At 46.4% G+C, this 23385-nt stretch carries 25 protein-coding genes, 1 other RNA gene and 1 pseudogene; 4 read left to right on the top strand and 23 right to left on the bottom strand.

The genetic code is table 11. The features are described from left to right. Positions 1 to 138: 138 nt before the first annotated feature. The 4 genes and pseudogenes from smpB to HGT71_RS06025 all read left to right on the top strand — a co-directional run bounded on the left by smpB (position 139) and on the right by HGT71_RS06025 (position 3172). Complete coding sequence (smpB, locus tag HGT71_RS06035) at positions 139 to 621, top strand: SsrA-binding protein SmpB (RefSeq protein WP_048912487.1); 483 nt, start codon at positions 139 to 141, stop codon at positions 619 to 621. Between the two features lie 49 nt (positions 622 to 670). Continuing rightward, positions 671 to 1034: a transfer-messenger RNA gene (gene ssrA / locus HGT71_RS06030) on the top strand. 466 nt (positions 1035 to 1500) lie between these two features. Beyond that, positions 1501 to 1644 (top strand): annotated as a pseudogene (locus HGT71_RS15775) (transposase); the annotation flags it as partial. Between the two features lie 196 nt (positions 1645 to 1840). Continuing rightward, on the top strand, positions 1841 to 3172 hold the full coding sequence (locus HGT71_RS06025; protein WP_214217018.1) for a phospholipase D-like domain-containing protein: 1332 nt from the start codon (positions 1841 to 1843) through the stop codon (positions 3170 to 3172). A 203-nt stretch (positions 3173 to 3375) separates the two neighbouring features. On the opposite strand, the gene HGT71_RS06020 is transcribed toward HGT71_RS06025, so the two are convergent. From HGT71_RS06020 to HGT71_RS05910, 23 genes are all read right to left on the bottom strand, one after another. Beyond that, positions 3376 to 3936: a tail fiber assembly protein gene (locus tag HGT71_RS06020; protein WP_214217017.1), complete on the bottom strand. Its 561-nt coding sequence runs from the start codon at positions 3934 to 3936 to the stop codon at positions 3376 to 3378. Continuing rightward, positions 3937 to 5664 carry a phage tail protein gene (locus HGT71_RS06015; protein ID WP_214217016.1) on the bottom strand — a complete coding sequence of 576 codons (1728 nt, stop codon included), beginning with the start codon at positions 5662 to 5664 and terminating at the stop codon, positions 3937 to 3939. After that, positions 5657 to 6208: a phage tail protein I gene (locus HGT71_RS06010; protein WP_214195405.1), complete on the bottom strand. Its 552-nt coding sequence runs from the start codon at positions 6206 to 6208 to the stop codon at positions 5657 to 5659. The genes HGT71_RS06015 and HGT71_RS06010 overlap by 8 nt, the downstream gene beginning before the upstream one ends. Before the next feature lie 7 nt (positions 6209 to 6215). Further along, positions 6216 to 7115: a baseplate assembly protein gene (locus tag HGT71_RS06005; protein WP_214217015.1), complete on the bottom strand. Its 900-nt coding sequence runs from the start codon at positions 7113 to 7115 to the stop codon at positions 6216 to 6218. Next, a complete protein-coding gene (locus HGT71_RS06000) occupies positions 7099 to 7449 on the bottom strand; it encodes a GPW/gp25 family protein (protein WP_214195407.1) in 351 nt (116 codons plus the stop codon). The genes HGT71_RS06005 and HGT71_RS06000 overlap by 17 nt, the downstream gene beginning before the upstream one ends. 34 nt (positions 7450 to 7483) lie before the next feature. Continuing rightward, positions 7484 to 8605 (bottom strand): contractile injection system protein, VgrG/Pvc8 family, encoded by a 1122-nt coding sequence (locus tag HGT71_RS05995; RefSeq protein ID WP_214217014.1) that lies wholly within the window; start codon positions 8603 to 8605, stop codon positions 7484 to 7486. Further along, the gene (locus HGT71_RS05990) at positions 8596 to 8811 is read right to left on the bottom strand and encodes a tail protein X (protein WP_214217013.1); all 216 of its coding nucleotides are present in this window, start codon (positions 8809 to 8811) and stop codon (positions 8596 to 8598) included. The genes HGT71_RS05995 and HGT71_RS05990 overlap by 10 nt, the downstream gene beginning before the upstream one ends. Beyond that, positions 8786 to 9259 carry a phage tail protein gene (locus tag HGT71_RS05985; RefSeq protein WP_214217012.1) on the bottom strand — a complete coding sequence of 158 codons (474 nt, stop codon included), beginning with the start codon at positions 9257 to 9259 and terminating at the stop codon, positions 8786 to 8788. Before HGT71_RS05985 ends, HGT71_RS05990 begins: the two co-directional genes overlap by 26 nt. Next, positions 9259 to 11040: a hypothetical protein gene (locus HGT71_RS05980; protein ID WP_214217011.1), complete on the bottom strand. Its 1782-nt coding sequence runs from the start codon at positions 11038 to 11040 to the stop codon at positions 9259 to 9261. Before HGT71_RS05980 ends, HGT71_RS05985 begins: the two co-directional genes overlap by 1 nt. Positions 11041 to 11133: 93 nt before the next feature. Further along, entirely contained in the window at positions 11134 to 11439 is a 306-nt protein-coding gene (locus HGT71_RS05975) for a phage tail assembly protein (RefSeq protein ID WP_214217010.1), read from the bottom strand. Positions 11440 to 11493: 54 nt separating this feature from the next. After that, positions 11494 to 12000, bottom strand: a complete 507-nt coding sequence (locus HGT71_RS05970) for a phage major tail tube protein (protein ID WP_214195413.1) — start codon at positions 11998 to 12000, stop codon at positions 11494 to 11496. Beyond that, a complete protein-coding gene (locus tag HGT71_RS05965) occupies positions 12000 to 13463 on the bottom strand; it encodes a phage tail sheath C-terminal domain-containing protein (protein ID WP_214217009.1) in 1464 nt (487 codons plus the stop codon). The genes HGT71_RS05970 and HGT71_RS05965 overlap by 1 nt, the downstream gene beginning before the upstream one ends. A gap of 36 nt (positions 13464 to 13499) precedes the next feature. After that, positions 13500 to 14117: a phage baseplate assembly protein V gene (locus HGT71_RS05960; RefSeq protein WP_214195415.1), complete on the bottom strand. Its 618-nt coding sequence runs from the start codon at positions 14115 to 14117 to the stop codon at positions 13500 to 13502. Further along, a complete protein-coding gene (locus tag HGT71_RS05955; RefSeq protein ID WP_214217008.1) occupies positions 14110 to 14649 on the bottom strand; it encodes a hypothetical protein in 540 nt (179 codons plus the stop codon). Before HGT71_RS05955 ends, HGT71_RS05960 begins: the two co-directional genes overlap by 8 nt. 12 nt (positions 14650 to 14661) lie before the next feature. Next, a complete protein-coding gene (locus HGT71_RS05950; protein WP_214217007.1) occupies positions 14662 to 15318 on the bottom strand; it encodes a hypothetical protein in 657 nt (218 codons plus the stop codon). A 1-nt stretch (position 15319) separates the two neighbouring features. Continuing rightward, the gene (locus HGT71_RS05945; protein WP_214217006.1) at positions 15320 to 15679 is read right to left on the bottom strand and encodes a head-tail joining protein; all 360 of its coding nucleotides are present in this window, start codon (positions 15677 to 15679) and stop codon (positions 15320 to 15322) included. Beyond that, entirely contained in the window at positions 15679 to 16029 is a 351-nt protein-coding gene (locus HGT71_RS05940) for a DUF2190 family protein (protein WP_214217005.1), read from the bottom strand. Before HGT71_RS05940 ends, HGT71_RS05945 begins: the two co-directional genes overlap by 1 nt. A 72-nt stretch (positions 16030 to 16101) precedes the next feature. Beyond that, positions 16102 to 18147, bottom strand: coding sequence for a ClpP-like prohead protease/major capsid protein fusion protein (locus HGT71_RS05935; RefSeq protein WP_214217004.1), 2046 nt, complete (start codon positions 18145 to 18147; stop codon positions 16102 to 16104). Then, the gene (locus tag HGT71_RS05930) at positions 18095 to 19615 is read right to left on the bottom strand and encodes a phage portal protein (RefSeq protein ID WP_214217003.1); all 1521 of its coding nucleotides are present in this window, start codon (positions 19613 to 19615) and stop codon (positions 18095 to 18097) included. The genes HGT71_RS05935 and HGT71_RS05930 overlap by 53 nt, the downstream gene beginning before the upstream one ends. Before the next feature lie 8 nt (positions 19616 to 19623). Further along, the gene (locus HGT71_RS05925; protein WP_214217002.1) at positions 19624 to 19839 is read right to left on the bottom strand and encodes a hypothetical protein; all 216 of its coding nucleotides are present in this window, start codon (positions 19837 to 19839) and stop codon (positions 19624 to 19626) included. Then, positions 19836 to 21956, bottom strand: coding sequence for a phage terminase large subunit family protein (locus HGT71_RS05920; RefSeq protein WP_214217001.1), 2121 nt, complete (start codon positions 21954 to 21956; stop codon positions 19836 to 19838). Before HGT71_RS05920 ends, HGT71_RS05925 begins: the two co-directional genes overlap by 4 nt. Beyond that, positions 21957 to 22454: a DUF1441 family protein gene (locus HGT71_RS05915; RefSeq protein WP_214217000.1), complete on the bottom strand. Its 498-nt coding sequence runs from the start codon at positions 22452 to 22454 to the stop codon at positions 21957 to 21959. It lies immediately after the preceding gene. Positions 22455 to 22709: 255 nt separating this feature from the next. Beyond that, positions 22710 to 23249, bottom strand: coding sequence for a Rha family transcriptional regulator (locus HGT71_RS05910; protein ID WP_214216999.1), 540 nt, complete (start codon positions 23247 to 23249; stop codon positions 22710 to 22712). Positions 23250 to 23385 lie beyond the last annotated feature (136 nt).

Here is a 23385-nt window from a genome sequence, read left to right as displayed (position 1 = left end):
CACCTTGATCATAGCAGTTTCAGCAAATAAACAGAAATGTCTAATCGGAATCAGCGTGCTAGAATAGCACCAATACTTAACTTTCTTACATTAGGAAGTCAGCGACGCCTTCAAAAAGTGGTGTAGAATAGGGATACTATGACAAAGAAAAAATCAAACAAACCTGGTTCCGCGACCATTGCAATGAATAAACGTGCCCGCCACGAATATTTCATTGAAGAAGAGTTTGAAGCGGGGCTTTCACTACAGGGATGGGAAGTCAAATCCCTACGTGCAGGCAAAGCAAACATTAGCGAAAGCTATATCTTATTACGCGATGGCGAAGCCTATCTGTTCGGTTCCACCTTTCAGCCGTTAACGGTCGCCTCTTCCCACGTGGTATGCGACCCCACACGTAACCGTAAGCTGCTACTGAAGCAACGTGAACTTGATTCACTGTATGGCCGCGTCAACCGCGAAGGCTACACTATCGTTGCCCTTTCTCTTTATTGGAAGAATGCGTGGTGTAAGCTTAAAATCGGCGTAGCGAAAGGTAAGAAAGAACACGATAAGCGCGATGATATTAAAAACCGCGAGTGGCAGTTAGATAAAGCACGTATTATGAAGAACGCAAATCGTTAAATTACTGGTGCAGCAGCGTAATTTTCTGCTACACTACGTATTAGTACTTGGGGCTGATTCTGGATTCGACAGGATTCGCGAAGCCCTAGGAGCATGCCGAGGGGCGGTTGGCCTCGTAAAAAGCCGCAAAAAAATAGTCGCAAACGACGAAAACTACGCACTAGCAGCTTAATAACCTGCATAGAGCCCTCTCTCCCTAGCCTCCGCTCTTAGGACGGGGATCAAGAGAGGTCAAACCCAAAAGAGATCGTGTGGATGCCCTGCCTGGGGTTGAAGCATTAAACTTAATCAGGCTAGTCCGTTAGTGGCGTGTCCATCCGCAGCTAACTGGCGAATGTAAAGACTGGACTAAGCATGTAGTGCCGACGGTGTAGTAATTCTGGACGCGGGTTCAACTCCCGCCAGCTCCACCAAATATAGTAGGACAGCGACAGGACAGTGCATTAAGAATCAACAACTTAGTGAAATAGGTTGGACGATAAAAAGACAGAGAAGTGAAAACAATCTGCACTTGAAATGCACTTGGTTTTGAAGCTTGAGAAGAGCCTTAGATTTCGGTCTAAGGCTTTTTTTATGTTTGTCGAACGCCCCCCCTACTCTATCAAAAATCTCATCAGATATTACGGAGCAGTAGGATCACATTATCTCTATAACCGATTGTCTACCTCGTATTTTTATCACTAAAATCACCATAAAACTGGTTAGTGACCAGCTAAACTAAGTGCTTGAAAATTAGCATAAGTTATTCTCGTTTTGGTGAGAGCTTCGTTGAATAAATCGAACTTTAGTTTAATGGAAGTATCGGACCTCCTGTCATCCTGATAACATTGGTACTACTGTGGCAAAACAGAAATTCGAAATCAGTGATTGGATTAAGATGCCACGCAGTCATGGTATAAGTCTGCAGCTCTCACATCATGTAGACGACTTAAACGTTATTCTGAATTTGCCATCACTACCATCTTGGTAATTAAACGCTTACTCCGGCTCACCCTGTTGGCAGTACAGAGGTTTATGGATTCCTTTGGCAGGTATGCCAGAAAGCGTGCATATTTCTTGAAAACAGCCCTAGCACAGAAATTTTCCACGAAAAAAATTATTCGACTAAATCTCGAAATTATAGTTATTAATACTATAATTTGATTTAATTTTTAGGTTATTCTTTCTTAACTTAGTAAGATAGAATTTTAGCCTTAACCTAACAACGCAAGAAAATAAAATGAATTTTAAATTAGATACCGAAAAGTTAAGAAAGTTAAAACACCTGCTAGTGGATAGAGAAAAAACACTACAATATCATGGCAAGTGCCCTCACTGTGAAGTCACTATCGAATATCACGAAACTCATACATCTTTATCCGCAATTAGAGAGTACAATATAACTGTACCCGAAGAAGAGGATTATGGTGTTATAATAGGGACCTGTAATAATTGTAAAGAAATCTTCAAGGTAAACATTGCAAACCCAGATTGCTCTGGATTTAAGTTGGAATACATTAAAACGGATTTTTACTTTGATAATGATAAACAAAAGGAGATGATGTATAAAAAAACACCTTCTTTAACCGATTTCATTGATCAGAACAATATACTAATAGACAGGAAAACCGATTATGATTTCTTTAACCACCCACTTTACATTTGTAATGAATGCGAACAAAACTTAGAAACCATCTCGTTTAAAATATTGAAAGAAAAATGGGGGTTAATATCAGAAGAATATTGGGGTTATATAAATTGGTCATTGGGAAAATCTAGGGGACCGAGTCCAAAATATATATTTATAAAATTCCCTTTTTTATGCAACTGCGGCCAAGAACATACAGCCAACTTTGTCAGTCTATATCAAGAAAATATATCATTTGAAAAGCATGTTTTTGCGCTTGTTAACATATTCGGGGCAAGGTCATTACCAGATGTTATATTTGGTGTTTATACAAAATCAAATATAATGACGTGGCTTCATAAGTTAATAATACGATGGAATATACTTTTTAAAAAAGTTTATATCATATCTCCTTATGTCGGCCATCTTTTTCTAAGCGACGAAAAAAAAGTTGATGCTTGGCTATCGATAATAAATAGGTTAGATGATGAAAAAACATCTATATTAGTTAAAAGTGGCCAGGTAAAAATATTTAAAGAATCATTTTCAAAAACAAATAAAAATAGTTATGATGAAATGGTAAGGTTTAACTTAGGGTCTAAAATCATCAAGGAATTAAAAAATAAAAACAATTTCCATGCTAAAATTTATTGTGCAGTAGGTAAAAATGGATGTGAAATAATGAATGGATCTAGTAACTTAGTTGAAGGGGTTTCATATGAAGTTGTTAATTTTGATATAATGGAATCATACAAAAAAACATTCGATAGATTCTTAAAGCCTTTAGGTATAGATGATGTTTCAGCTCAATTTGAAACTCATGATGAAAATGAGTATTCGTTACTATTTGATGAGAGTAACTCATTCGAAGTATTTGATTTACAGATTTACCCTAGAGATTACACTGACTTAATACTTCACAACATAACCCCAACACGACCATAATGAAAGCTTGATTACATTAAGCATTATCATCTGGCGATGACTAGATTTTTATATTTTTTAGAAAAAATAATTCTAAATCAAGATAAAACCCTCCCCCCTACTAATATTGGATATCATTTTTAAAGCTTGAGAAGAGCCTTAGATTCGGTCTAAGGCCTTTTTTATGGGCGGGAGTTAATGAGTGTGAAGAGCCTAAATGTTTCTCAGCTGTCAGCCGGCTTATCTGGCCATGTCACTGCATCAGTACCCAGCTCTACCCGACTAAGCATTACTCGATACCTTTTCCACTCTTTCAATCTCTGTATCTCTTCGTTAGTCGCTATTTCTAGATCCTGGGCATCTTGCAATGGCGCTATCTTCTCTGCAGCGGTTTTAATTAACTTTCTTTGCTGGTCGGTGGCTCGCTCGAGACGTTCTGCATCGCTTAGCTCTCTTTCCACGACTTTTCCATCAATGTAGACCCACCCCCCTGTAATATCAGCGCAGCGATTTTGTGGGGTATCTTTGAGCTCGGTTACACTCATTCCTTCTGGCCAAAGACTAGATATGTCATTTCCTGTTTCTGCACGGGTTATCATGCGGATGACGTTATTTGCATCAAAGCACAACTTCATCGTATCTTGCCTAAACCTCTTTTGGCATTCATACCAATCTTGGCCATCTGCGGATTGCAAGTAAGATACCCCACATTCCTCGGAGTGCCTTAGCTGCTCAGGTGTACTTGGGTGTACTTTTTCGAAGTTTTTGATAGTGAGTAATTTCATTTAAGCGCGTCCTACGGTTACCCAATTTCCATTTATAAGTTTTTGAATATAGCTATAGTAAAACCCTTCGTTATTGTCCCATTCACCCTGTACATCACAACCAATGAAAACGGCGCCTTCAGGAACTATGCTTCTCCCCGTATTCCTACCGGCGTACAAATAAGCGATGCCTGATAGTCTAATATCTTGGACACGATTCACCTGTGCGTCGTGACTCTTGTTCCATGCATCGTTCGCTCTGTTGGTTATGTGCTGCAGCGCTTGTTGTAAGGTAGTAGCGTTCCAAAATGCGCGAAATACACTCCCCCTTCCTTGAGTTTCTACAATATCTCCATTTGATTGAAGACAATGACTTTGACCACCGTAGTTGAGGACTACATTTCCGCCGAAGTACCCACTGCCATTCGCAACGAATTCGCCGTTATTGCGAAACTCAAACCAACCGTTCGCCCCACCATTTGCTACGTGGATCCCCAAGCAATGGTAATGCCCAATATTTTCTAGATGAAAAATCTCAGCTTTTAGGTTCCCATAGCCCGCAACCCTTAAACCATTAGTCTGACGCTGATTATCAAAAACTAACCCTACTCCGGATTTCTCAATATAACTTCGACCACTGACGGTGTGAGTTCCCGAGATAGATAGGTCACCTTCTATATTGCCTCCAATCAGGGGGAGATAATTTTTTACATAATCTTGATTGGCGATCGTTAGGAGTTTCCAACCATTAGTTTTGCTTGAACGAAGACCAATATAAATACGGGCCATATTCGCTTTATCAATAAATAGAACAGTGCAGCTACGTTGTTCGTGATCGTTACCTATACATAATGCATAAAGGTGCCCACCGGTTAAGATATGCGGGACATTTCGGCAGTTACTCACATCGAGCAGAATATGCGCGCCGTTATGAAACACATAAGTATTAAAATCTATCGAGATCGGCTGACTTTGTTTTAGCCCTAACCCGAAATCTCCCACAGTAAGCACCTGTCCTTTAGCGCTTGTCTCTTCCGACTCGATTAATTCAGCATCAGCCGCGCTTCCTAGCTGGATATTACCTTTTGGATCGGGTTTCTTGTCATTCACCGATTTGGCCGCGGCATCCGCTACGGACTTTACTGAGCTTAATGCTTTAGGCGTAGCGGCTGTTTTATCATCTGCTTCATCGATCGTATTACTCAACTCGACTAAACCGCGTTTGCCTACCTTCCCTTCTAATACCGCCAGTGCTTCCCTAGCCCTTTGCTGAATCTCTGGCCCTTGTACAGCTAATTCCTCTAATGCTTGATCAATACGGAGAAATAAACCTTCACCGGTTGCCACATTCAACGAAATATTCGCCGTCTCGGAAACCGCTAATCTGAACTGGATATGTATACTCACACCGCCTTTAGGTTTTTCAATCGCCGCGCAATTAGCTAAAGCATAAAGTTCACCTTTATCGGTTAGTAGTCCAATTTCCCTAACGGTAAAACCCCCGATTTCTGGCGGTAAAACAAGCTTGGCCATGAGTTGCGAATGTTGATCCGGAGACTGTACAAGAGCCGAGATATCTCCTCGGAACTTTTCGTTGATGAGTTTGGTTTGAGCTGTATTAGGAGCTATCGCCTTCCCGCTCGCATCACCGATGACAAACTGAGTGAGGCGAATTGTTGAGTCACTCGCTAATGCCTCAATTTCGAGCTTTTTCCCTAGGTTAGTAATAATGCTATAGAAGTCATCCATGCGAGTCTCCTGCATAAATATCAATGTCGATATGCGTAGTTACAGCTCCAGAAATATAAAACACCCCCTCGGACCCCACGTCAGTAATAACGCTAATATTGCTTAAGCTGCTACGCAGATTAGTGGCTCTTTCAGAGAGGCTGTGAATGGTTTCATATAACTCCGCAGTTACTGCTTCAGTGCTATACACTTCAATTCGAAATGTGTAGGGAAGTTGTCGTGGTGTATCCTGCCACCATTCTACAATTGTGGTCGGTAGTCCTATGGCACTTAGCGAACGTCTGACCGCCCCTGCGGTTCCCCTATGTTGATGAACGTAGGCAGCATCTGCGATAACCTGCCTTTTTTGATGTTCTTCCCAGTTAGGATCCCAATAATCCACCGCGTATTCCCAAGCGAGCCAAGGCAGTAAATGAGCCGGACAACTGGCTGGATCCTTAGCTTGTTTGATAGGAATTGGAATGGTGAGGATCTGTTCCGCATTGGCTTGTTCGAGCGCGCGTTCAGTCACTGTCGCATTGGGAGGGAGTAAGGTTTTATACATTAACACCTCACGAAGATGATAAATAAATTGCCCGACAATAAGGAGCCGTACCAAGCTGAGCTTCGTTATCTGAGGTAGGCTGGGTTAGATGAACACGACTCACACCAGGTTGATGTAATGCGCGATAGAGACCTGAAAGGGGGACCACACCACCAATGTGGTGAAGTTTCGCAACATAACTTTCAAGAGCCTTTTTTGCTGACTCTAAAATTGTCTTGGCATCAGGTCCATCAGGAATATCGAGCTTCGCTTCGACCTCGAACTCCTCAATATTGGCACTCTTCACCGAAACAAAATCTGTCAGGGGTCTAGTTTCATCTTCATTTAATTTTTGAAGAACCTTTTCTAATAATTGTGGGGAGGCAACACCGTTACCCGCCCGGGAAAGAACATAAATATCGACTTCTCCTGGCCGGCCATGAACTTTAGGTCCATAAGCTTCAACATCCAAAATTTCTGGATCGGCTGACTTAGCATAGAAACGGTAGGCATTTCTGGCACCTGCTGTACTCAACTGTGACCACGAAAGCTGTATTTGCGCTCGATATTCTTCGTCATCTTGCATAACCGCGGCTGTGGGAGGGATAGTATTAAGATCTGCAGGAGTGATAACTTTACGCAACACATTAAATCCAGCCCCTATTTGGTCCAAATCAGCTCCCGTTGCACTCGCGAGCAATACTCCTCTGACCGCATCATTAATGCGCTGCAGTATAAGAACCGTTTGATAAGTATTTGCTTCGCCTTGCTTAAAAACAGGATCTGACTCGACTAATGCATCATAGATGGTATCGAGACTCCGCAATTTATTGAGCCAATTATCGAAAATATGTTGAGCGTCTGGGATTTGAACCGCATCGGGTACCGGCACGGCGGAAAGATCGATAAGATTAGGACTGATGGCCATAAATAGTTAACCTCTCAAATACGACCTGCTGGCCAGTTTCGGTATTAACTCCTTCAACTGTTAAGTCAAAGTGCCCTTCGCTAATGCCTGTTAATTGGATTTTTTTCACACTGAGTCTAGGCTCCCACCTTGCTAGTGCTGAGGCTGTTGCCGAGATGATTTTGATACGTGTTCTTTCGTCTTGAGGGTTATCTACCAGGTCAATAATGTCAGAGCCATATTCACGCAGTAGAACTCGACTATTTTTAGGGGTACTTAGAATATCAATGACTGATTGGCGTAAATGTTCATCCCCCGATAGCCGTTTACCTGTTTTAGCATCGACACCCTGCATAAATTTTCCTCATAAAAAAACCCGCCGAGGCGGGCTAACTTATCGTTTTACTAAAATAATCAATACCAGTGGTTGTCGTAGGGCTCTTCTTAGTCGAGCTTTTCGACTGTATGTCTTTCACTAACTCAAATGCCACCGATAACCCTGTTGAGGACAGACTATAAATTATTGACTGAATAACCCAGGACCTATCTTCTCTTTCCCCAAAACCTTGAGTCATAAGCCGAACTTCAGCGGTCAATGGCAAGTGTGCTGGATGGCATGGCGCAGAGATACTCATTCGTCGTGCATTACGGTTAACTTGCATTTTTTTCGCATTGGCTTGTTGAACAGCTTGAGCGTTGTGGGATTGGGTGTAAGGATTTTCAAGATCGGGCCCCTCATGCTCAGTGTGGCTCAGTACAGTTTTACCGGTCGTTTCGTCATAGTAATTAACACCGATTTTTCCTTGCTTTGCTTTATCTCCAGCCACTGTGTTACCGGTAGTAGCCCCTCTCTGGCCCTCACTGTAGCTCCAATGCGTCACTTGGCTGGGGAGCAACGTTATTTCCGGCACGAATTTACCACTGACCGTTAGTGCAGCACCTTGCTCCAGAAACAACCAGTAGCCTCCGGTAGTTTTGCTCACAGCGTTATAACTTCGGGCAAGTCTCGTCATGAAATTAGCATCAGATTCCGACACCTGATCAAGATGATGTATCGCGATATCCGTTAATTTATGAGTTACTTTAGGAAATAGACCATTGTCGGAGGCGACTGTTTTCACAATGTCGCCTAGCGTGACACTATCCCAACTACGTGTTTTAGTGTTTTGCACGTCACCGGCGTGCTTCTGGGAATTCATCGGTGCAGCAGTCGCATAAATCACGATTCTGCGCGGTGGGCCACTGCTCGATACGCCACTTACCACGAACCACCCTTTGTTAACTAACTCCCCATTAAATCCGAGGGCCAGCTGCAAGCGTGCACCCTTTATAGGTAAAGTCAGCGATTCAGAGACTAGGGTGATCTGTAATTCATCGGCTTTACCCGTAGCACCGCCATTATCGGTTAAGGTTAGCTCCTGCAAACATTGTCTGACTGCAACAGTAATATCCTTTCCTTCTGCAGTAATGCTGAACTCCGGTCGGAACTCTTCTTCAATTTTCACTCCCATAACACGAAACTCGGGATAGACGCTTGTGCTGGAAGCTCCGGTAATACGACCGATACGCCGGCTGCATAGACTGCGCCTAAATCGGCCAATCCCGGGTTGGCTTGTAAGACTAATATGAGTGTTTTACCAAGATGAACTGAACCGTATCGCTCGGCACAAATGGCATCTAGCATATCCCCATCACGGGTTTGATAAATCGTCACCATAATGTCGAATTCCTATCGAAAAGGTTTTATGTCGCGGAGCCCCTGCAGGTAAAAATCTTGTGGTACTGTCGCTGAATTTCTCCACTACCCAATATCCGAGAACATCACCGGCTCCGCTGACCAACAATAGCGGTGTAGCTTTATCTGCAAGCTCGTAGAGATCATCGATTGCGTTCACACCACGGTGAAGAAAAGCATGGGCTTCTCCTTGAAGAGTCACTGTGCGCCGGGTTTTGCCTGTGTACTGTAAAAGATCTGGACGCCCTATACGTTCCTGCGCACTCCAACGCCAATTGGCCTCACGCGCTAATTGGTTGTAAGTCAGCATATCAATCGAGAATTCAAAATCACCGAGTAACAACATCACCCTAGAGTGATTACTGACTCTCTCGCGCTTAGCTGTCATTGCCTGATATTCAACCGCTGCGGGTACAGAGAATCCACTCATTACCAAAGCTCTCCTTTGTCATACATCGCGTTATTACCGTTAAAAATATCGGCAGCTTTGACTCGATTAACCACTTCGTCAGCGATTGATACACCGGTTTTCTCATCACTGACATTGATTTCAATCTTCAATTCCTGTTTGCGTCGATCCGTTATTTCCGTAGTTTTTGGCGCACCCTCTGCTTGAGTAATATGCTGCATCAAGGTCGCCCAAGAAGCTCTTTCTACTGAGGAAGCATCGTTATCACCCCCTGGGCGGTTATCTTCAGTAATAGCGGTTTTGTCATGGTGAGTAGGGAAAGGTGCGGGTGATAATTCAGGTTGAATTAGGGAGGATTCGCTTAACCAACTGAGGGGTAAAGGCTCACTTTTAGATTTACCATCGATGGACTCGAGCAATAGCTGGCTTGTGCTCTCTTGGAATTCTCCGTTTTTGAAGGGATTTCGAGTGACTCGCCATCCTGCCTTCTCTTCGGCTTGAGCCCATTGGTTTGTCAGGAAATCGACTACCTTCGGTGAGTTAACCCGTTGAGCAAACCAGTCCCCCAACCCTGCCTCTCTGGCTTGAATTTCGGCAATTTTTAATGGAGTTCCGGTCGCCACTGCTTGCAATAAGCGTTTTTTATTACCTATATCGTCGGGTAACAACCACGAAAGTTTTTTCGCCGCAGCATAGAGAACTTTACCCACCAAAAGGACGCCGCTTCCAAATTTCAGTACGCTGGGATACATTTCGTTCTTCATAAAATGAACGATTTTATTGATCCCTCCATTTCGGAACCAATCGGCTAGATCATCCGTCAGCGCTCTAATTTTTGGAGAAAGCTGATCACCCAGTTGCCCCGATATTTCATCCAATGCCGACGACATCACCGTTTGCAAATTAGATATCGCTTGCTGGCCTTCCTGTGCTCCTCGAGTACCGGCCTCGGTCACCATTTGGTAACGTTTTTGCTCCTCCATAACGTCACGATAACTTTTCCCTGACTGCTTGAGTAGCATGAGGATTTTACTTGCTTCACCACTCAATAGCTTATCGAGGGCAAAGGAGGCGACCATTGGGTCTTCCAACGTCAGCGCGCGCTCGATAATTTTATTAAATTGATCCATATCTTTCAGGCCAGCAAAATCGCCTGCTTTAAAGCCTAGTGCCTTAAACGCTTCTTCTAACCCCCTCTGCTTACCGGTCTGTTTGTACTGCCCCGCTTTTTGCAAATACTCCTCAAACATAGAACCAAAGCTTTCCCCGTTGAGACCATAATCCCGGCCTATTGTGTCCCAGGCATTAAACGTTTCAACATCTACACCATAACGCTGAGCAACCCCTGCTCGCTCAGCAGTTTTCGCATTACGTATGGCGGGAGTAATGAGCGTGCCGAGCGCACTTGCAATGAGACTACCGCCACCTAATGCTAAACCACTTGGAATAAGAGCGCCTGCCATCCGGCTAGCTCTAGAGAAGAGTCCTTTACCTAAACCTTGAATATGCTTGAATTGCTCAGCACGTTTTAACTTACGATTAAGGGCTTCTTGAGCTTGTGTTGTTTTCTTGATCTCTTGCGTGACGGTACTGTAGTCCCGTTTGAGTGAGCTGATATTTTTACCAGCCAGTTTACCTTTTTTGATCTCCGCCGAGAGAGTCTGTTGCTGTTTAGTCAGCTTCTGGGTTTGCTTTTCAACATCCTTGATCCCTTTATTGATACCTTGAGTAGAGCGTTTCCAACTGCTATCTAGATTTCCACCAAAGGTGATGACCGCTTTAAATTTTTGATTGAGCGCCACGTTTCATAGCCTCCACTTCATCTAACAGGATGTCTTTAAATGTATTAAAGGGCATCTCTAGATAATCACTCATTGGAAAATGCAAATGCTTGCCTAAGAAGCGGAGTCCGTTGAGGATCTCTGTTTCGGACGCTTGCTTGGCGGTAGCATAAAAACGTTAAACGCCTCCTCGAGCTGTAAGTAATCGGCTGCCGTTAAGGCATAGATATCCTCCTCGTTCATGTTGCATAGCAAGGCCAGCATGCGAGCGTCTTTTTCTCCCTCGCTACCCCGATCTTTCTCACGGAGGATACGGTCACGAACGGTGGGTTCTCTTAACGCTATTTCGGTTAACTGCGCGCCGTTAGCTAACGTTAGAGGGGTATACAAGATGATGGTTTGCGAACTACTTGGGTACATAATCAGCTCCAATAAAAAACGGCCCTCAGGCCGTTAGTGATATGAATGACTTAGTTAAAGACGAATTTTAGTGGCCAGCCCGCTTAGCTGATCCACGCCGTTAATCCGACGAATAAACCGCTCAGTGTCTATTTCGATAAGCGCTCGTCCTTCCAGCATCTGTTTGTAGTAGTTGAGTGCTATATCTACTGTAACCGAGACTTCTGACAATGATTCTCCGGAACGAGCATCTCGAGTCACTTTCGAGATAAATCCTTCGAGTTCCTCAGTAGTGCCCAACGCGGTACCATTACTCATGTATCCCTCGTAGGCGGTAAAGCGTGACTTTTGACCCGTAACACATCCCAGTTGCGCGAGCATATCTGTGTCAATGCCCCAGAATTTGACCTGGCAGGTTAACGCCTCCATGCCATCATCTACCGGCGTAGGGGCATCTTGTGCCCCGCTTCGAAGGTTTGCGACCTGAATACTCAACTCGGGTGGAGTGTATTCATGTGCTCCTTGAATACGTATGCCCTTTGCGAAAAAGGTCCAGGTACGTAACGTGCTTTTGCTTCCCATCAGCTGGTCATCTCCTCAATAGCATAATCCTTATTGACGCGAACACGTAAGGTTATACGCTCCGTCGGCGATTTCGGACCAAAGTCATAATTGATATACAGTTGGCCAGCCGCGAGGGATTCTCGGGTATTCAGCTCTTCATCAAGCCAAGCTTCGCCCCCAAAAATAGCTTTTAGCCCAATGAGCTGGCGCATATAAGCGTTGATGGTCCCAATGATATCCTCTGCGATATCGCGATCGAGGGGTCTGTCGCTGTACAACAATACCGTTTCTTGAATGCTGTCTTCTATGACATCAGCTGAACGGCGCACTGATTCAAATCGCCATTGCGGATCAACGGTACAAAGCCGGTTACCCCAATGTTTGAATCCGTTACGACGAATGATGGTGCTGATATTTTCCATATTCAGAAGATTGGCTTGGCAATTGGGCTCCCCTAGAATAAATTCATCAGCCTGCTCGACCCCGATAATGTTGTAGATATCTTGGTTTGATTTACTCCACCACCAGCCCTTTTCAACATCGATCCTCGCGCGTAAACCTGCTGCTCGTGCTGAATAAGGCATATAGCGATTCTCACCATTTTTATCAGTGACCAATACTCTGGGGCGGAGTAATTCCACGCGCGCGCCGTATAACTGGCGACGTTGTACGACTTCTTGTGCCGATACCATTGAGGCGCAATCCACATAAGCGACCGCACGCAGTTTATTCGCCTGAGCCTCGAGCCCCTTACCCACTGCATCGTCTTCGCTAAAGCCGGTGGCAATCAGTACCCTAGGTGTTAAGTCCGTCACTGATGCACTCTGGCTCCATACTCTCATCCCATTAAGTATTGCGGCGCGTTGTCTCGATTTATCATTGTCCTGCTCGACACGCACTACAATCGTTAGCGCAGCACGTTGATCGTTAATATCCATTAGGGCTTGTTTCAGTGTTCCCGACTCTCCCAGTCGATGTAATTGATTTGTGCCTACCATAACGACTGCCGTATTTAACGGATAAGGTTCATCCTCTCCGCCGCTAAGTTCAACACTAAAGGGGATCACTACTCCCTGCCCGTTAGTAGGTAATAGGCGTATTTTGCTATTAGCGAGCTGAGCCACCAGCGGTACCACTTCACAGGCCTTAGCCGTCACCACACCCTCGGCATCACATCCTAGCGTCAGTGTGAGGATCCCTGAGTGATAATCTGCCGACGATTCGACCGGTTCAGACATATTGTTGTCAGGTACGGCGGCTACGGCGATCACTTTGTACTGATTACCAATACGCCCAGGCTGATCCGCTTCAAATGACAATAGGTTATCAAGGAGTTCCGTTCCCACGGTGATCCGTGCGCAGGTCCCGAATGAGGCATCGGGGGCTGTACCGACTAAGCCAATCACTGCCGTTTTTATTGTGGTAACCGCCATAGTACCGGCAGTGAGCTCAATGGTTTCAACACCATGAAGTTCTGACATAATTTCTCCAGGCATAAAAAAACCCGCTATCGCGGGCTACATTTGTTGATCAGGCTTTCGCGTCGTACTGTTGGTTTCTCGATGCGTGTGCCCATTGTAGGTAGTTCGTATCGCACTCATCTTTCCTTTGGCATCAGAGATTTCGTCCGATGCTGTGAGATTTCCTTCGATATGAGTATTGGCCAATAGATCGGTTTTACCTTTAACTGTTAATTTGCCGGTAATTTGTACTGGACCATCGAGGGTCCCATTGCCGACAATACGATAAGTTCCGCCCTCTGCCAGGGTGATAGTGAGGGCATGACTCTCTCTGTTATAGCGAACTTCGGTACCGTCCTCATACACAGTAATATGCTCACACTCTCTACCCTGTGGCACAGGTCTGTTTCCTGTGGCCCAACCGGGAAACACCCGACCATTATTTAAATCCCCCGCTTCGGATAAAACCGTTACGGCATCACCGATACAACAGGGATTAACATCAGACCGGTATTGTCCTGAAAAGCCCTGGCATAAAGGCAACCAATCCGTAATGAGTGCACCTATCGATACTCGACATTTAGGGATGTCACCATGCTTAATCGACTCAATAACACCACGACGGACAATATTCGCAAGACGCCGCTGTAAATCACCTACCACCTCGCTACTCATCAGCTACCTCATAAATTTTGCGGTAATCCATCACATGTCCCATACCAATATCGGGGGCTTTTCCTAACCATACGCCCCTCAGTAACGACCCAGATTGTGCAAACGGATCGGCACCAAAAGCCGCTTGTTGCTCAAAGCTAATACGCCAAACCAAGTAATCATCGAATTGAGGATCGAAAGCATCGGCTTCTGCCGAGATAAATTCGGCCCCCTCTATATAAGGTAAGCCAAATTGTTGCCCATCCAACCACTGAGTTAAATCTGCAGCCGCGCTACGAATATAAATATCCGGTTTGGTAATGGTGGCACTGGAACGATCAACCACGATGAAAAGTGAAACAGATAATGTGACGCTGGGCTGGCCACTAGTATTGCTACAAGGGTTCCAACTATCGACAGAGAGATAAATCGCTGGTGTGACCAGCTGTGTTCTGTTCTCAGGGTAGGTGTCCGCATTGGCTACCCAGGGTAATTGGCGTAATGTCTCAATAACAGCATGGTGATAAACAGCCAGTGAGAGAGGATCGGCCATATCACCTCCTTATTAACTGATTTTCGCCTTTACACGACCTTTAATATCGGACTGAAAGTGATGCATGAAAATATCCACCACTCCAGAAAACGCATTGTCTTCAATGTAGTCGAGCATAGGCGCGTAGATATCGACCTCGGCCTCTTTAGTTCGGCGCGTTTGTGGATCACGGATGACTACCGTTCGCCGGTTATTACCGCGAGCACGGGCTACCTCGCCATTTAGAAAGGTAGCACTTTCAAGTAATGAGCCTTTAGGTTCAAACCCGACATCGGTATTAGAAGAACGCCGTGCTGGGCTATAACGCCCCGTCTTGGGATCGCGTAGGCTATGATGGGGGCGAATACGGCCTCGAATACGCCCTTTGAGGTCTTTCACTTTGATGGCATTTAGACCAAACCAGAGTTTCGCTTCGTCCAGCGTTGCCCCACGCGAATATCGAAAAGACAGTAAACGCTGGCGTACCAATGTTAAACTTCTCGGTGCCAGACCCATTTTTATATTGGCCATCGCCTGTTTACGCAGGGTTACCGCTGTGCGTTGCAGCGCGCGTGAATAAGCACTACGATACTGTTTATGGTTGGCCCCTACAGCGACCGCAATACTCAACAAGGCTTGGGTATCAATATCCACCAGCATGTCACGCTGTAAACGGCGTTTTCTGGCCATCTCACCCGCTCCACTTTGTAATATCGGCTACGGGTTGATTTGGGTCCCCCGTTGCTAAGGTAAGACGTGTTCGCCCCATTTCATCCGTACCGATTTGAGATACCCAATAATGTTCTGAACCAATGAGTACCTCATGCCGCTTTAAAAGCCCGGTTATATCTGAGGTATGCACACTGAGTGCTGGGGAAAGATGTTTAATATTTCCCCCACCGTTAAGTTGGCTTTCCCCATCCGGCTTTTCCAGTACAGCAGTAATTACTCTGCTCTCCGTACCGACCAGTAATACGATTCGCTCAGTCTCAGAGAATACACGATCGACCGCGGCATCTGCTCGCTTTAGCCGCTGTCCATAACGGCTCATTAGTAAGCTAACCTAACTGCCGAGCGTTCCTCTCCTATCTGGTGATCGGTCCACGCTACCCCGGCGTAGCAATATTTCACCGCTGCTTTCTCGCCATCGTCGGACTTAGCCGTAAGTAATCCCTCTTGAGTCAGATAGAGTTTTACTCCTTGGCCCCAAGGCTCATCGCGTATGGCATTCAATAAGAATACACCTGTCATTTTCAGTACCCCGCATTCGCCAACGGCTATATTACCCAGTGCTACCCCCGCGATGTTACCCACGATGACGGCCTGTCCTGATAGCACTTTCTTACCCGTATCATTGCACCAATCGAGAGTTGTCCCGTCTTGAAAGTAGTTCTTTGCCATCGCTAATTCTCCATTATAGTTGAGAGTTGTGTGCCACCCTCTGATATAAAAAAACCGCCTGACTAAGACGGTTTAGTTACTGCCCGTTGACTTGACTAGCCCTCGATAATCGAGCGCCGCGACGCCAGCATCAATTCGTACCTTGAATGCTGCACCATCGATGGTAAAACCGGTTTGCTGTTCAACATAGGGCGCCTCGACACCATCGAGATAAGCGACTTCGATCGTATCCCGCCCTTGTGCCGCGGTGAGGTAGAAAGCTTTGGAGCTACTTGCATCGAGGCGAGGTTCGGCAATTACCTCAGCAAAATTCTGGATTGGGTTATTGATACCGCTATTACTCTCTGCTCCGGGAACGCTGGTTGACTTGATGAGTTGATTTGCCCGTGATTCTAACGACACCGGTGTGAGTACATAGGCTGGGCGGATATTAAGTGCACGTTCACCAGACTTTTGCAGGCGCATCATTTTGCGTGCTGCATCGAGACCCTCAATATCCATGGCGGCCTTAATCACATTATTGTGCTCTGCGCTAAATAAGGTATGCCCGTCACTCAATTTACCGTTACCGGTTAGGATGGCGTAGACCAAGTCGCCGACCGTCGCTCGCGCGGCCCCGCCCATTGCAGCGGGAATTCGGGTTAACATATCCAGATCGTCGTTAATGATTGTCTGCCGGGTGAGTGAGAAGAGTTCGCCATAAGTTGCCAGTGCGATCGGTTCAGCTTTATCGTCGACCGTAATGTATTTATATTCGGCACCATCACGTACTTTTCGAAGTGCTGCCAGCGAATTTAAGCCGACACGATGGGAAACTTTAAAATCGGTTAATGTCCCTTTGCGAGTCCAGCGATCGAATGTTTCTTCGGCTTCATCCCACCCTAGCAGTGCGGCTTTGTGTGCAACATCCATTAAGATACTGCCAAAATCAGATTGAGTATGAGTGAAGGCCATGCCCACCATCGCCATAGGAGAGAGTCCTGATAATCCAATACCGCGATCTGCCAACGATGCGCGAGCTAGCTCCCTTAGGGTTAATCCGTTGTAAGCGTTATCTTTATGGATTTCATCGTACCCTGCTCTGGCCAGAATAGACGCACGAACGCAGTCGCCGACTACATTGCCATTACTAGCATGCAGATGAGTCGCATAACCGGTTGAAGGGGTAACCCCCGAAGCAAGAGCTGCCAATAACTGATTTCTCGCCGAATCAACCGTACAGCTTTGGTCACTGATGCATTCTGTTTGCAGTGCAGCAAAGGCAGGGAATGGGTTGAACACATTTTTAATCGCAGTCACCCGCTCAGTATTTGCCGCAAGGAGTTGCTGGCTAATGCTCTGAGCAAGCTGTTCCATATCGACAGTGGAGCCGCTCGGGGTCTGCGTGGTCTGGGCTTTGTTATTTGGTAAAGTATTTTGCTCCGCCGCCGCATGCGGTGTGATAAGTGCCTTAACCTGTTTAGGCATATTATGAAACTCCTTCATTTTATTCGAATTGATCAGTGCGGCAGCGCTTAGAGGAGCCTCGAGCACATCCGCAAAGCCTTTTTCAATGGCCATGGCACCCTCTAGCCAAGTTTCTTCTTTAAGCATGGCCGCTATCTCTTCGTGGCTAAGACCGGTTTTATTGGCGTAAGCCGATAATAAGAGCGATTCGTTACGATCTAACCACTCGGCATATTCACGAATTTCGTCAGAATCCCCCATCACCCCACCCCAAGGTTTGTGTACCATCAACCAAGCATTTTCGGGAATATGTACTGTGGCATTAGGAAGACAAGCCAGTACCGATGCCATGGAGGCGGCAAGGCCATCAATGTAGATATCCACCTTAGCAGCCAGTCTGGAAAATGAATTGAAGATGGCAAATCCATCCATGACATCGCCACCGGGGCTATGGATGTGCAGTTCAATCGCTGAGGCATCAAAGACACCCACCTCACGGCAATCGCGAAGAAATGCCTGTGCGGTGATCCCCCAGTGACCAATCATGTCGTAAAGATAAATAATTACTGGGTCGGTCGCTTGTGCTGCGGCATTGATGTGATACCAAGATTCTGGCGTTTTATGTGTGTTCAGATTTGCTTGCGGGTTGCGGAGAATGCTCTTCTGGTTCATTGGATGGACCTCCTTTATCGTTAGCGGCGTCTGAGTCAAAAATCAGCCGCCGTTCGCGGTTATATTCGATTTCACGCAGACGTTGATGTCTGATTTCTTGTGGGGACTGGCCTCGCGCGCGGATCCATTCTGATTCGGTGCCCGCTCCGCCGCGTACAATCCCTTTCCACGCTTGGGCCTCTTTCATCGGATCGATCCATGGCATGACCGGCCCAAGATACAAGGCGTTGTACAAGGAAGAAGGGTCGACATCGTCGGGGATAGTTATTCCAGAGAGCTTGAGCATATCTATCCAAGCACGGTAGATGGGGCGGCTATGCTGCCCTACAAACCAGTTTTGCAACACGTTGTAGCCCTCAAATCCCTCCACCAGCTCTTGTCGCTGGCTGGAATAACTGCCGTTATAGTCCCGAGAGATGCTTGAGTAACTACCACGCGTTCCAGCGGCAACGGCGCGTAACTGGCTATTACGAAATTCATAGAGATGCACATTGGGTCGGTTTGATTCCACCATCCCCAGATCTTCACCCGGTTTTAGTCCATCAAAAATCATCCCAGGGCCAATATCGAACATCTGATATTTGCTGTCAGGCTCTTCAAATTCATTTTCTTGATAGCTGGCGGCTTCACCTCGTTTGATATAAAACCCCAAGGCGGCAGCGATACGCGCAGCAACACGTTCAGACTCTTCATAATCTTTGATATCACTTAATCGTGTAATCACTCCATGAAGTAGGCTTACGCCCCGTAGTTGATGCAGGCGCTTTCGCATGGCGAGATGAAGCATGTTTTCAGCAGGGATACGTTTCGTCTGTGTCACCAAACGCAGGGTATTGCCCGGATGGTATTTATAAACGTTATAGGCGGTAGGTCGGCCCCACGTATTTAACTCTATACCCTGACAGATTTGAGTAGTTCCAGTGCGATTAAGTGACATCGGTACGTAGTCAGCCTCAAGCATTTCAATGGATAATTGCACCTGTGTCGCGTGCTTTAAGCCAGATACCGGACCGCGAACAAGCTGGCTAAAGACCTCCCCGTCTCGAAGCGCGGAGCGGAGTAATAAACGCTCCATCTCCGCACGCGTGAACATCCCCGTCACCTCAGGCCGTATTGACCATTCAGACCAGAGCTTAGCGAGTTCGGTAGCGAACTCTTCATGTAACTTCCCATCGAGGGTTAACGGCTGAGGTTCCACTTGTATGCCGCGCGCCCCGATAACGCGTTCCTCAAGTTTGTCGAGAATACCGATGACGATGTCATGGTTTTCATCTAACCAGCGCGCTTGCTCACGTAATGAGACACCTGAGGCGAATATTGCATTATCTGCACCGCCACCAGAGCGTTTCGCTTTATGTAGCCGTGAGGGATTGGCCGCCTCATAGGCATTCATGATGTGACGTTGTTTAGAGCGTTCGAGCGCCCATCCTGGTGCTAAGAGCGCAATGCCCTTCTCTAGCCAATTCATAGTGGCTCCTATAAAAAATTGGCGAGTTTGGGGCCAGATGAATGCCCACATGCCAAACGGTAGCGTTGCTCCCAATAGTCCAATTCACGGCGGATCGCTATCGGATCATGATTCGTGACTGCACGGCCATTGATACCCGTGAATGAGACAGCTTTCCCATCCAGCGCATCAAGGTAGGCCTGTCGAACTTTGTCTAACATGGTTTCGATTTCGTTTCGTGTCATATCCATCCCCCGCCTTTGGAACCTCCACTGAGCCACCCTGCCCCGGATAAAATCTGACTATCCGATGAGGGAGGCTCTTGTGGTCGAACTTTTCGTTTCATGGTTGTCACGATGACCGTCCCCGGAGTAGTTCCTTCGTTAAAAATATTGGGATTGTATTCCTGAGACTCAGCCCAAGCGGGCGGTTTGCTCCAGTCAATACGCTCGTAACCTCGCAATGTGGCGATAGCATGGCTATAGCAAAACAGATCCATCGCTTCGTTATTTCCTTTACCCGGTTTACGCCATTTCCCATCAGTGCCGCGCTCCTCGTAGGTTAGTTCATCAAAAAACCAGTCCCCCAGCCATTTCGGGAAATGAATATATCCCGCCCCTGGCATGTCCCTCGCCAAAGTATTATTGAGCTGGTCTTTGAAGGTATCGGTCTGGAGTAGGTAAACAGGAACATCACCCCGAGCATCAGCACGGCGATCACTACGCTCCGTGTTGTTAGGGTAGGTTTTCGTTATCGATTTTTGCCGGCGCGTACTATCGCCTTTAATCAGGTAAACCCGCTTATGTAGCCCTTCTTTACGACAGTGGCGCCAAAATTTATAGGCATTATCCGTGACCCCTTGTTCGCCGCCACTATCAACGGCCATCGCCAATACCGGCATCCGCCTACTGCAGTCCCTTGCGAGCACATAGTTTTTCTGTAAGACGTCTGAAAGAAGCAGGTCCCAATCCTCAATAAAAGCCCCAGGATGAATCGGTAATGACTCGCCGTGTTCATCACAACGCAAAGAGTATTTGATGTTATAGCGATCAATCAGCCAGCGCTCACCGCTCTGGCCATAACCAACAATCTGCACCACAAATCGACGCTTTTTACCACCCTGAATATCCACAGCTGCCAGTAGAAAACGGACTGGTTCAGGCACACTGCGCTTTTCATAATCTTCAACACGCGAGAGAAGCTGCTCACTACGTCGCTGCTCACTAGCAGCCTTAGGCAGATAGGGCAATCCCCAGTCCGTGTTAATTACGGCCTTTAAGGTTTCTTCACTGCCGGTTGTCTCGAACTCTATTTCGGCTGTCAGCAGCTTGTAGACCAATTGAGCCCACGTTTGATATGCCGCTGCCGGCCCTTCCATCCAAAAGGAAGCGATACGTGATTGCCTTCCTTTTCCAGAGATAACGCCACGGCAATCAATTTGCTCCCCCTCCCGTAACCAGACACCCCGCCCATTTAATTCCCGTTTGTTGTGCGCGCCGATGATTGAAGAACAGTGCGGACAGCGGATATGGGCGGACTCGCTGGCTTTGACCGGATCAGGATCATTTCGATATCCCTCGACCACCGGCATTGCTGGCTGAAAATAGTGGCCACATTCAGGGCAAGGCCAGTACCAACGACGACGATCACCTCGGTTATAGAGCGAGAGGATCCCCGTTGTAGGGGGCGCTTCATGAGGTGAGGTTTGACGCCATTTAGTATCGGTGACCTCACGCCCAGGAGAGCTTTCCACCAGCGTCATCCCGGATGACATAAACGTGGTGGTCCGCTTGGAAGCCAAAGAGAACCCATCACCCTCGCCGTCAATATCTTCAGGCCATCGGTCATAGTCAGTAAGCGCGACGCTTTTATAATCTGATGAGGACATGATGTTGATGGATGGCCAGCCTATTTTTAAGTAGTTACCGGCACGAAATGTTTTGTCGTGAACGTTATTATCGTTGGTCCGTGGGCTCATTCTTCTCGCGACTTCTCGACTGACACGAAAGGTCCTATCTAGACGCTTCTTGGAATGCTCCCTTGCCTTTTCTTCGGTCATCTGGATAAGCAGGAAGTCACCCGGATCGCAGACGATGGTGTAAACGATCCACCCATCAATCAGACCGACTGTTTTCCCAGTACGTGCGGGGCCAACGAAGATCACCGCATCGTATTCTCGTGAGGCGAGACAATTCATCGGTTCGATCATATAGGGGGTTAATGTTGCCTCCCAAGGTAACGAACTCCCTCCCCCTAAAGGAACCCGCATATATTTTTGAACAGCTTCCGCAACCGGCATCCGCCTAGGTGCTTTTAAGAGCTCAGCGACATCCCGCCGTATTGTACCGACCGATGCGTACATTCATTCGTCCTCTGCACCTAGTAACTCTGCCGATAACGCTTCACGGATTTCATCGACCGCTTTCTGTGCCTCTGCGATTTGCGTAGGTTTCCATCCGCGATCACGCTCGAGCTTATCCGGCCAAGTATCTAACACCTGGGTGATAAGCTTTATCATCATGGCCATTTCACGATGCACATCGCTTGCCGGTACCAGTTGTTTGAGCGAGGTTTCAAGTTTGATACGTTCGTTCTCCGACTGAAACCAATCCTTACGCTCTTTTGGAGGCATCTTATTGGGATCTTGAAAATCGTTAACCTCATCGAGTGTCGGTACCGTAAAAAGCACCGGACCAATATCTTTAAGGGCATAAACAGGATTTCCTCTCACCATTGCGGCTATCGGGGTGTTGGCATCGAGCAAGCGCTTTCGCACCGTGCCGCGATTTAGGCTGAATGCCTCAGCAATCTTTGCGACGCTCCAGTGATAGGCATCGCCAAGATTACTGACGTTGGACATCGTCACCTCTCGCTGTCAGGTGGTTTTGCTTTTAAGTTATTAAATTCAGTAGGTTAATGAGGGTAGAGGTGACAACCGAAAATTAATTTTGTCACCTGAAATATTGTTTACTTCTTAATAAACAGAGAGTTAAGACACCTGCTGCTGACAGCATGAAAATTCAAAAACTAGCCGTTTTCCGCGTGTGCTGCCCCCCTCGGTGAATGAATCCGAAGGAAGGACCCGTTGAAAATGGCTCAAATATGCTGTTAATCTTCATTCATTCAACCCAGGAAGTGAAATTTGCGATTGTTTAGCCAGACGTTCGAGTTTAGTCAGTAGTGACGGCTTCTTTACTCTACCCCATCGATTGAGTAGGCGCCCCGACATGCTGGCAACATCTTTCTCTTTCATAAATTCAAGCATCAAGGCGTTGCGTTCAGCGTCGAGGTTGGTTTTACCCAGCTTGATCATATTAGCCATCCAGTTAAACGCCTCTATGTAAGCTTCTTTGAATACCATTGCTGCCTGTCCTGTAAAGCTGAACACTAGCATGGTCCAACCATCCCGTGTCATCCGATAAAAAGGTTGAGGCTTACCATTTTGTAACTCATTGTTTTCATGGCAAAGCGTAAAATTGCGCTCTGCAAATTCCGGTGAACATTGGCTAAGGACTTTCCTCATTTTTCGCAAAACATCTTTATGCTCTTTTCCAAAAGCCACTGCAACTTTCATGGTGTCAGTAGAGGATTCGTTTCCTGTTAAATAAACCAAATCTTTAAAATCAATACCGTTTACTACAGTTGGATAATACATATCGTTATTTCCTCATAGAAAGCGAACCTGTCACACAGAAATAACGACCCACAGAAATATCATTATTTCTCAGGTTCGCTTTCTATAAGGTTCTGTGGCGTTAAGTTGAGCGTGTGATACGCATATAAAAAAGCCC

It is taken from the genome of Rosenbergiella epipactidis (genome assembly GCF_018494055.1).
In the GTDB taxonomy this organism is placed as follows: domain Bacteria; phylum Pseudomonadota; class Gammaproteobacteria; order Enterobacterales; family Enterobacteriaceae; genus Rosenbergiella; species Rosenbergiella epipactidis.
This window is presented reverse-complemented; position numbering and strand designations above follow the sequence as displayed.

Excerpts from the sequence above, each read along its gene's own strand:
- HGT71_RS05985 (WP_214217012.1), bottom strand. The coding sequence starts at position 9,259 with ATGAGTGGATTCTCTGTACCCGCAGCGGTTGAATATCAGGCAATGACA.
- HGT71_RS05920 (WP_214217001.1), bottom strand. The coding sequence starts at position 21,956 with ATGTACGCATCGGTCGGTACAATACGGCGGGATGTCGCTGAGCTCTTA.
- HGT71_RS05950 (WP_214217007.1), bottom strand. The coding sequence starts at position 15,318 with ATGGCCAGAAAACGCCGTTTACAGCGTGACATGCTGGTGGATATTGAT.
- HGT71_RS05990 (WP_214217013.1), bottom strand. The coding sequence starts at position 8,811 with ATGGTGACGATTTATCAAACCCGTGATGGGGATATGCTAGATGCCATT.
- HGT71_RS06005 (WP_214217015.1), bottom strand. The coding sequence starts at position 7,115 with ATGGCCATCAGTCCTAATCTTATCGATCTTTCCGCCGTGCCGGTACCC.
- HGT71_RS05940 (WP_214217005.1), bottom strand. The coding sequence starts at position 16,029 with ATGGCAAAGAACTACTTTCAAGACGGGACAACTCTCGATTGGTGCAAT.
- HGT71_RS06020 (WP_214217017.1), bottom strand. The coding sequence starts at position 3,936 with ATGAAATTACTCACTATCAAAAACTTCGAAAAAGTACACCCAAGTACA.
- HGT71_RS05995 (WP_214217014.1), bottom strand. The coding sequence starts at position 8,605 with ATGGGAGTGAAAATTGAAGAAGAGTTCCGACCGGAGTTCAGCATTACT.
- HGT71_RS05965 (WP_214217009.1), bottom strand. The coding sequence starts at position 13,463 with ATGTCAGAACTTCATGGTGTTGAAACCATTGAGCTCACTGCCGGTACT.
- HGT71_RS05910 (WP_214216999.1), bottom strand. The coding sequence starts at position 23,249 with ATGTATTATCCAACTGTAGTAAACGGTATTGATTTTAAAGATTTGGTT.
- HGT71_RS06015 (WP_214217016.1), bottom strand. The coding sequence starts at position 5,664 with ATGGATGACTTCTATAGCATTATTACTAACCTAGGGAAAAAGCTCGAA.
- HGT71_RS05930 (WP_214217003.1), bottom strand. The coding sequence starts at position 19,615 with ATGAATTGGCTAGAGAAGGGCATTGCGCTCTTAGCACCAGGATGGGCG.
- HGT71_RS06010 (WP_214195405.1), bottom strand. The coding sequence starts at position 6,208 with ATGTATAAAACCTTACTCCCTCCCAATGCGACAGTGACTGAACGCGCG.
- HGT71_RS05925 (WP_214217002.1), bottom strand. The coding sequence starts at position 19,839 with ATGACACGAAACGAAATCGAAACCATGTTAGACAAAGTTCGACAGGCC.
- HGT71_RS06000 (WP_214195407.1), bottom strand. The coding sequence starts at position 7,449 with ATGCAGGGTGTCGATGCTAAAACAGGTAAACGGCTATCGGGGGATGAA.
- HGT71_RS05955 (WP_214217008.1), bottom strand. The coding sequence starts at position 14,649 with ATGGCCGATCCTCTCTCACTGGCTGTTTATCACCATGCTGTTATTGAG.
- HGT71_RS05935 (WP_214217004.1), bottom strand. The coding sequence starts at position 18,147 with ATGAACCAGAAGAGCATTCTCCGCAACCCGCAAGCAAATCTGAACACA.
- smpB (WP_048912487.1), top strand. The coding sequence starts at position 139 with ATGACAAAGAAAAAATCAAACAAACCTGGTTCCGCGACCATTGCAATG.
- HGT71_RS05960 (WP_214195415.1), bottom strand. The coding sequence starts at position 14,117 with ATGAGTAGCGAGGTGGTAGGTGATTTACAGCGGCGTCTTGCGAATATT.
- HGT71_RS06025 (WP_214217018.1), top strand. The coding sequence starts at position 1,841 with ATGAATTTTAAATTAGATACCGAAAAGTTAAGAAAGTTAAAACACCTG.
- HGT71_RS05975 (WP_214217010.1), bottom strand. The coding sequence starts at position 11,439 with ATGTACCCAAGTAGTTCGCAAACCATCATCTTGTATACCCCTCTAACG.
- HGT71_RS05945 (WP_214217006.1), bottom strand. The coding sequence starts at position 15,679 with ATGAGCCGTTATGGACAGCGGCTAAAGCGAGCAGATGCCGCGGTCGAT.
- HGT71_RS05970 (WP_214195413.1), bottom strand. The coding sequence starts at position 12,000 with ATGGGAAGCAAAAGCACGTTACGTACCTGGACCTTTTTCGCAAAGGGC.
- HGT71_RS05915 (WP_214217000.1), bottom strand. The coding sequence starts at position 22,454 with ATGTCCAACGTCAGTAATCTTGGCGATGCCTATCACTGGAGCGTCGCA.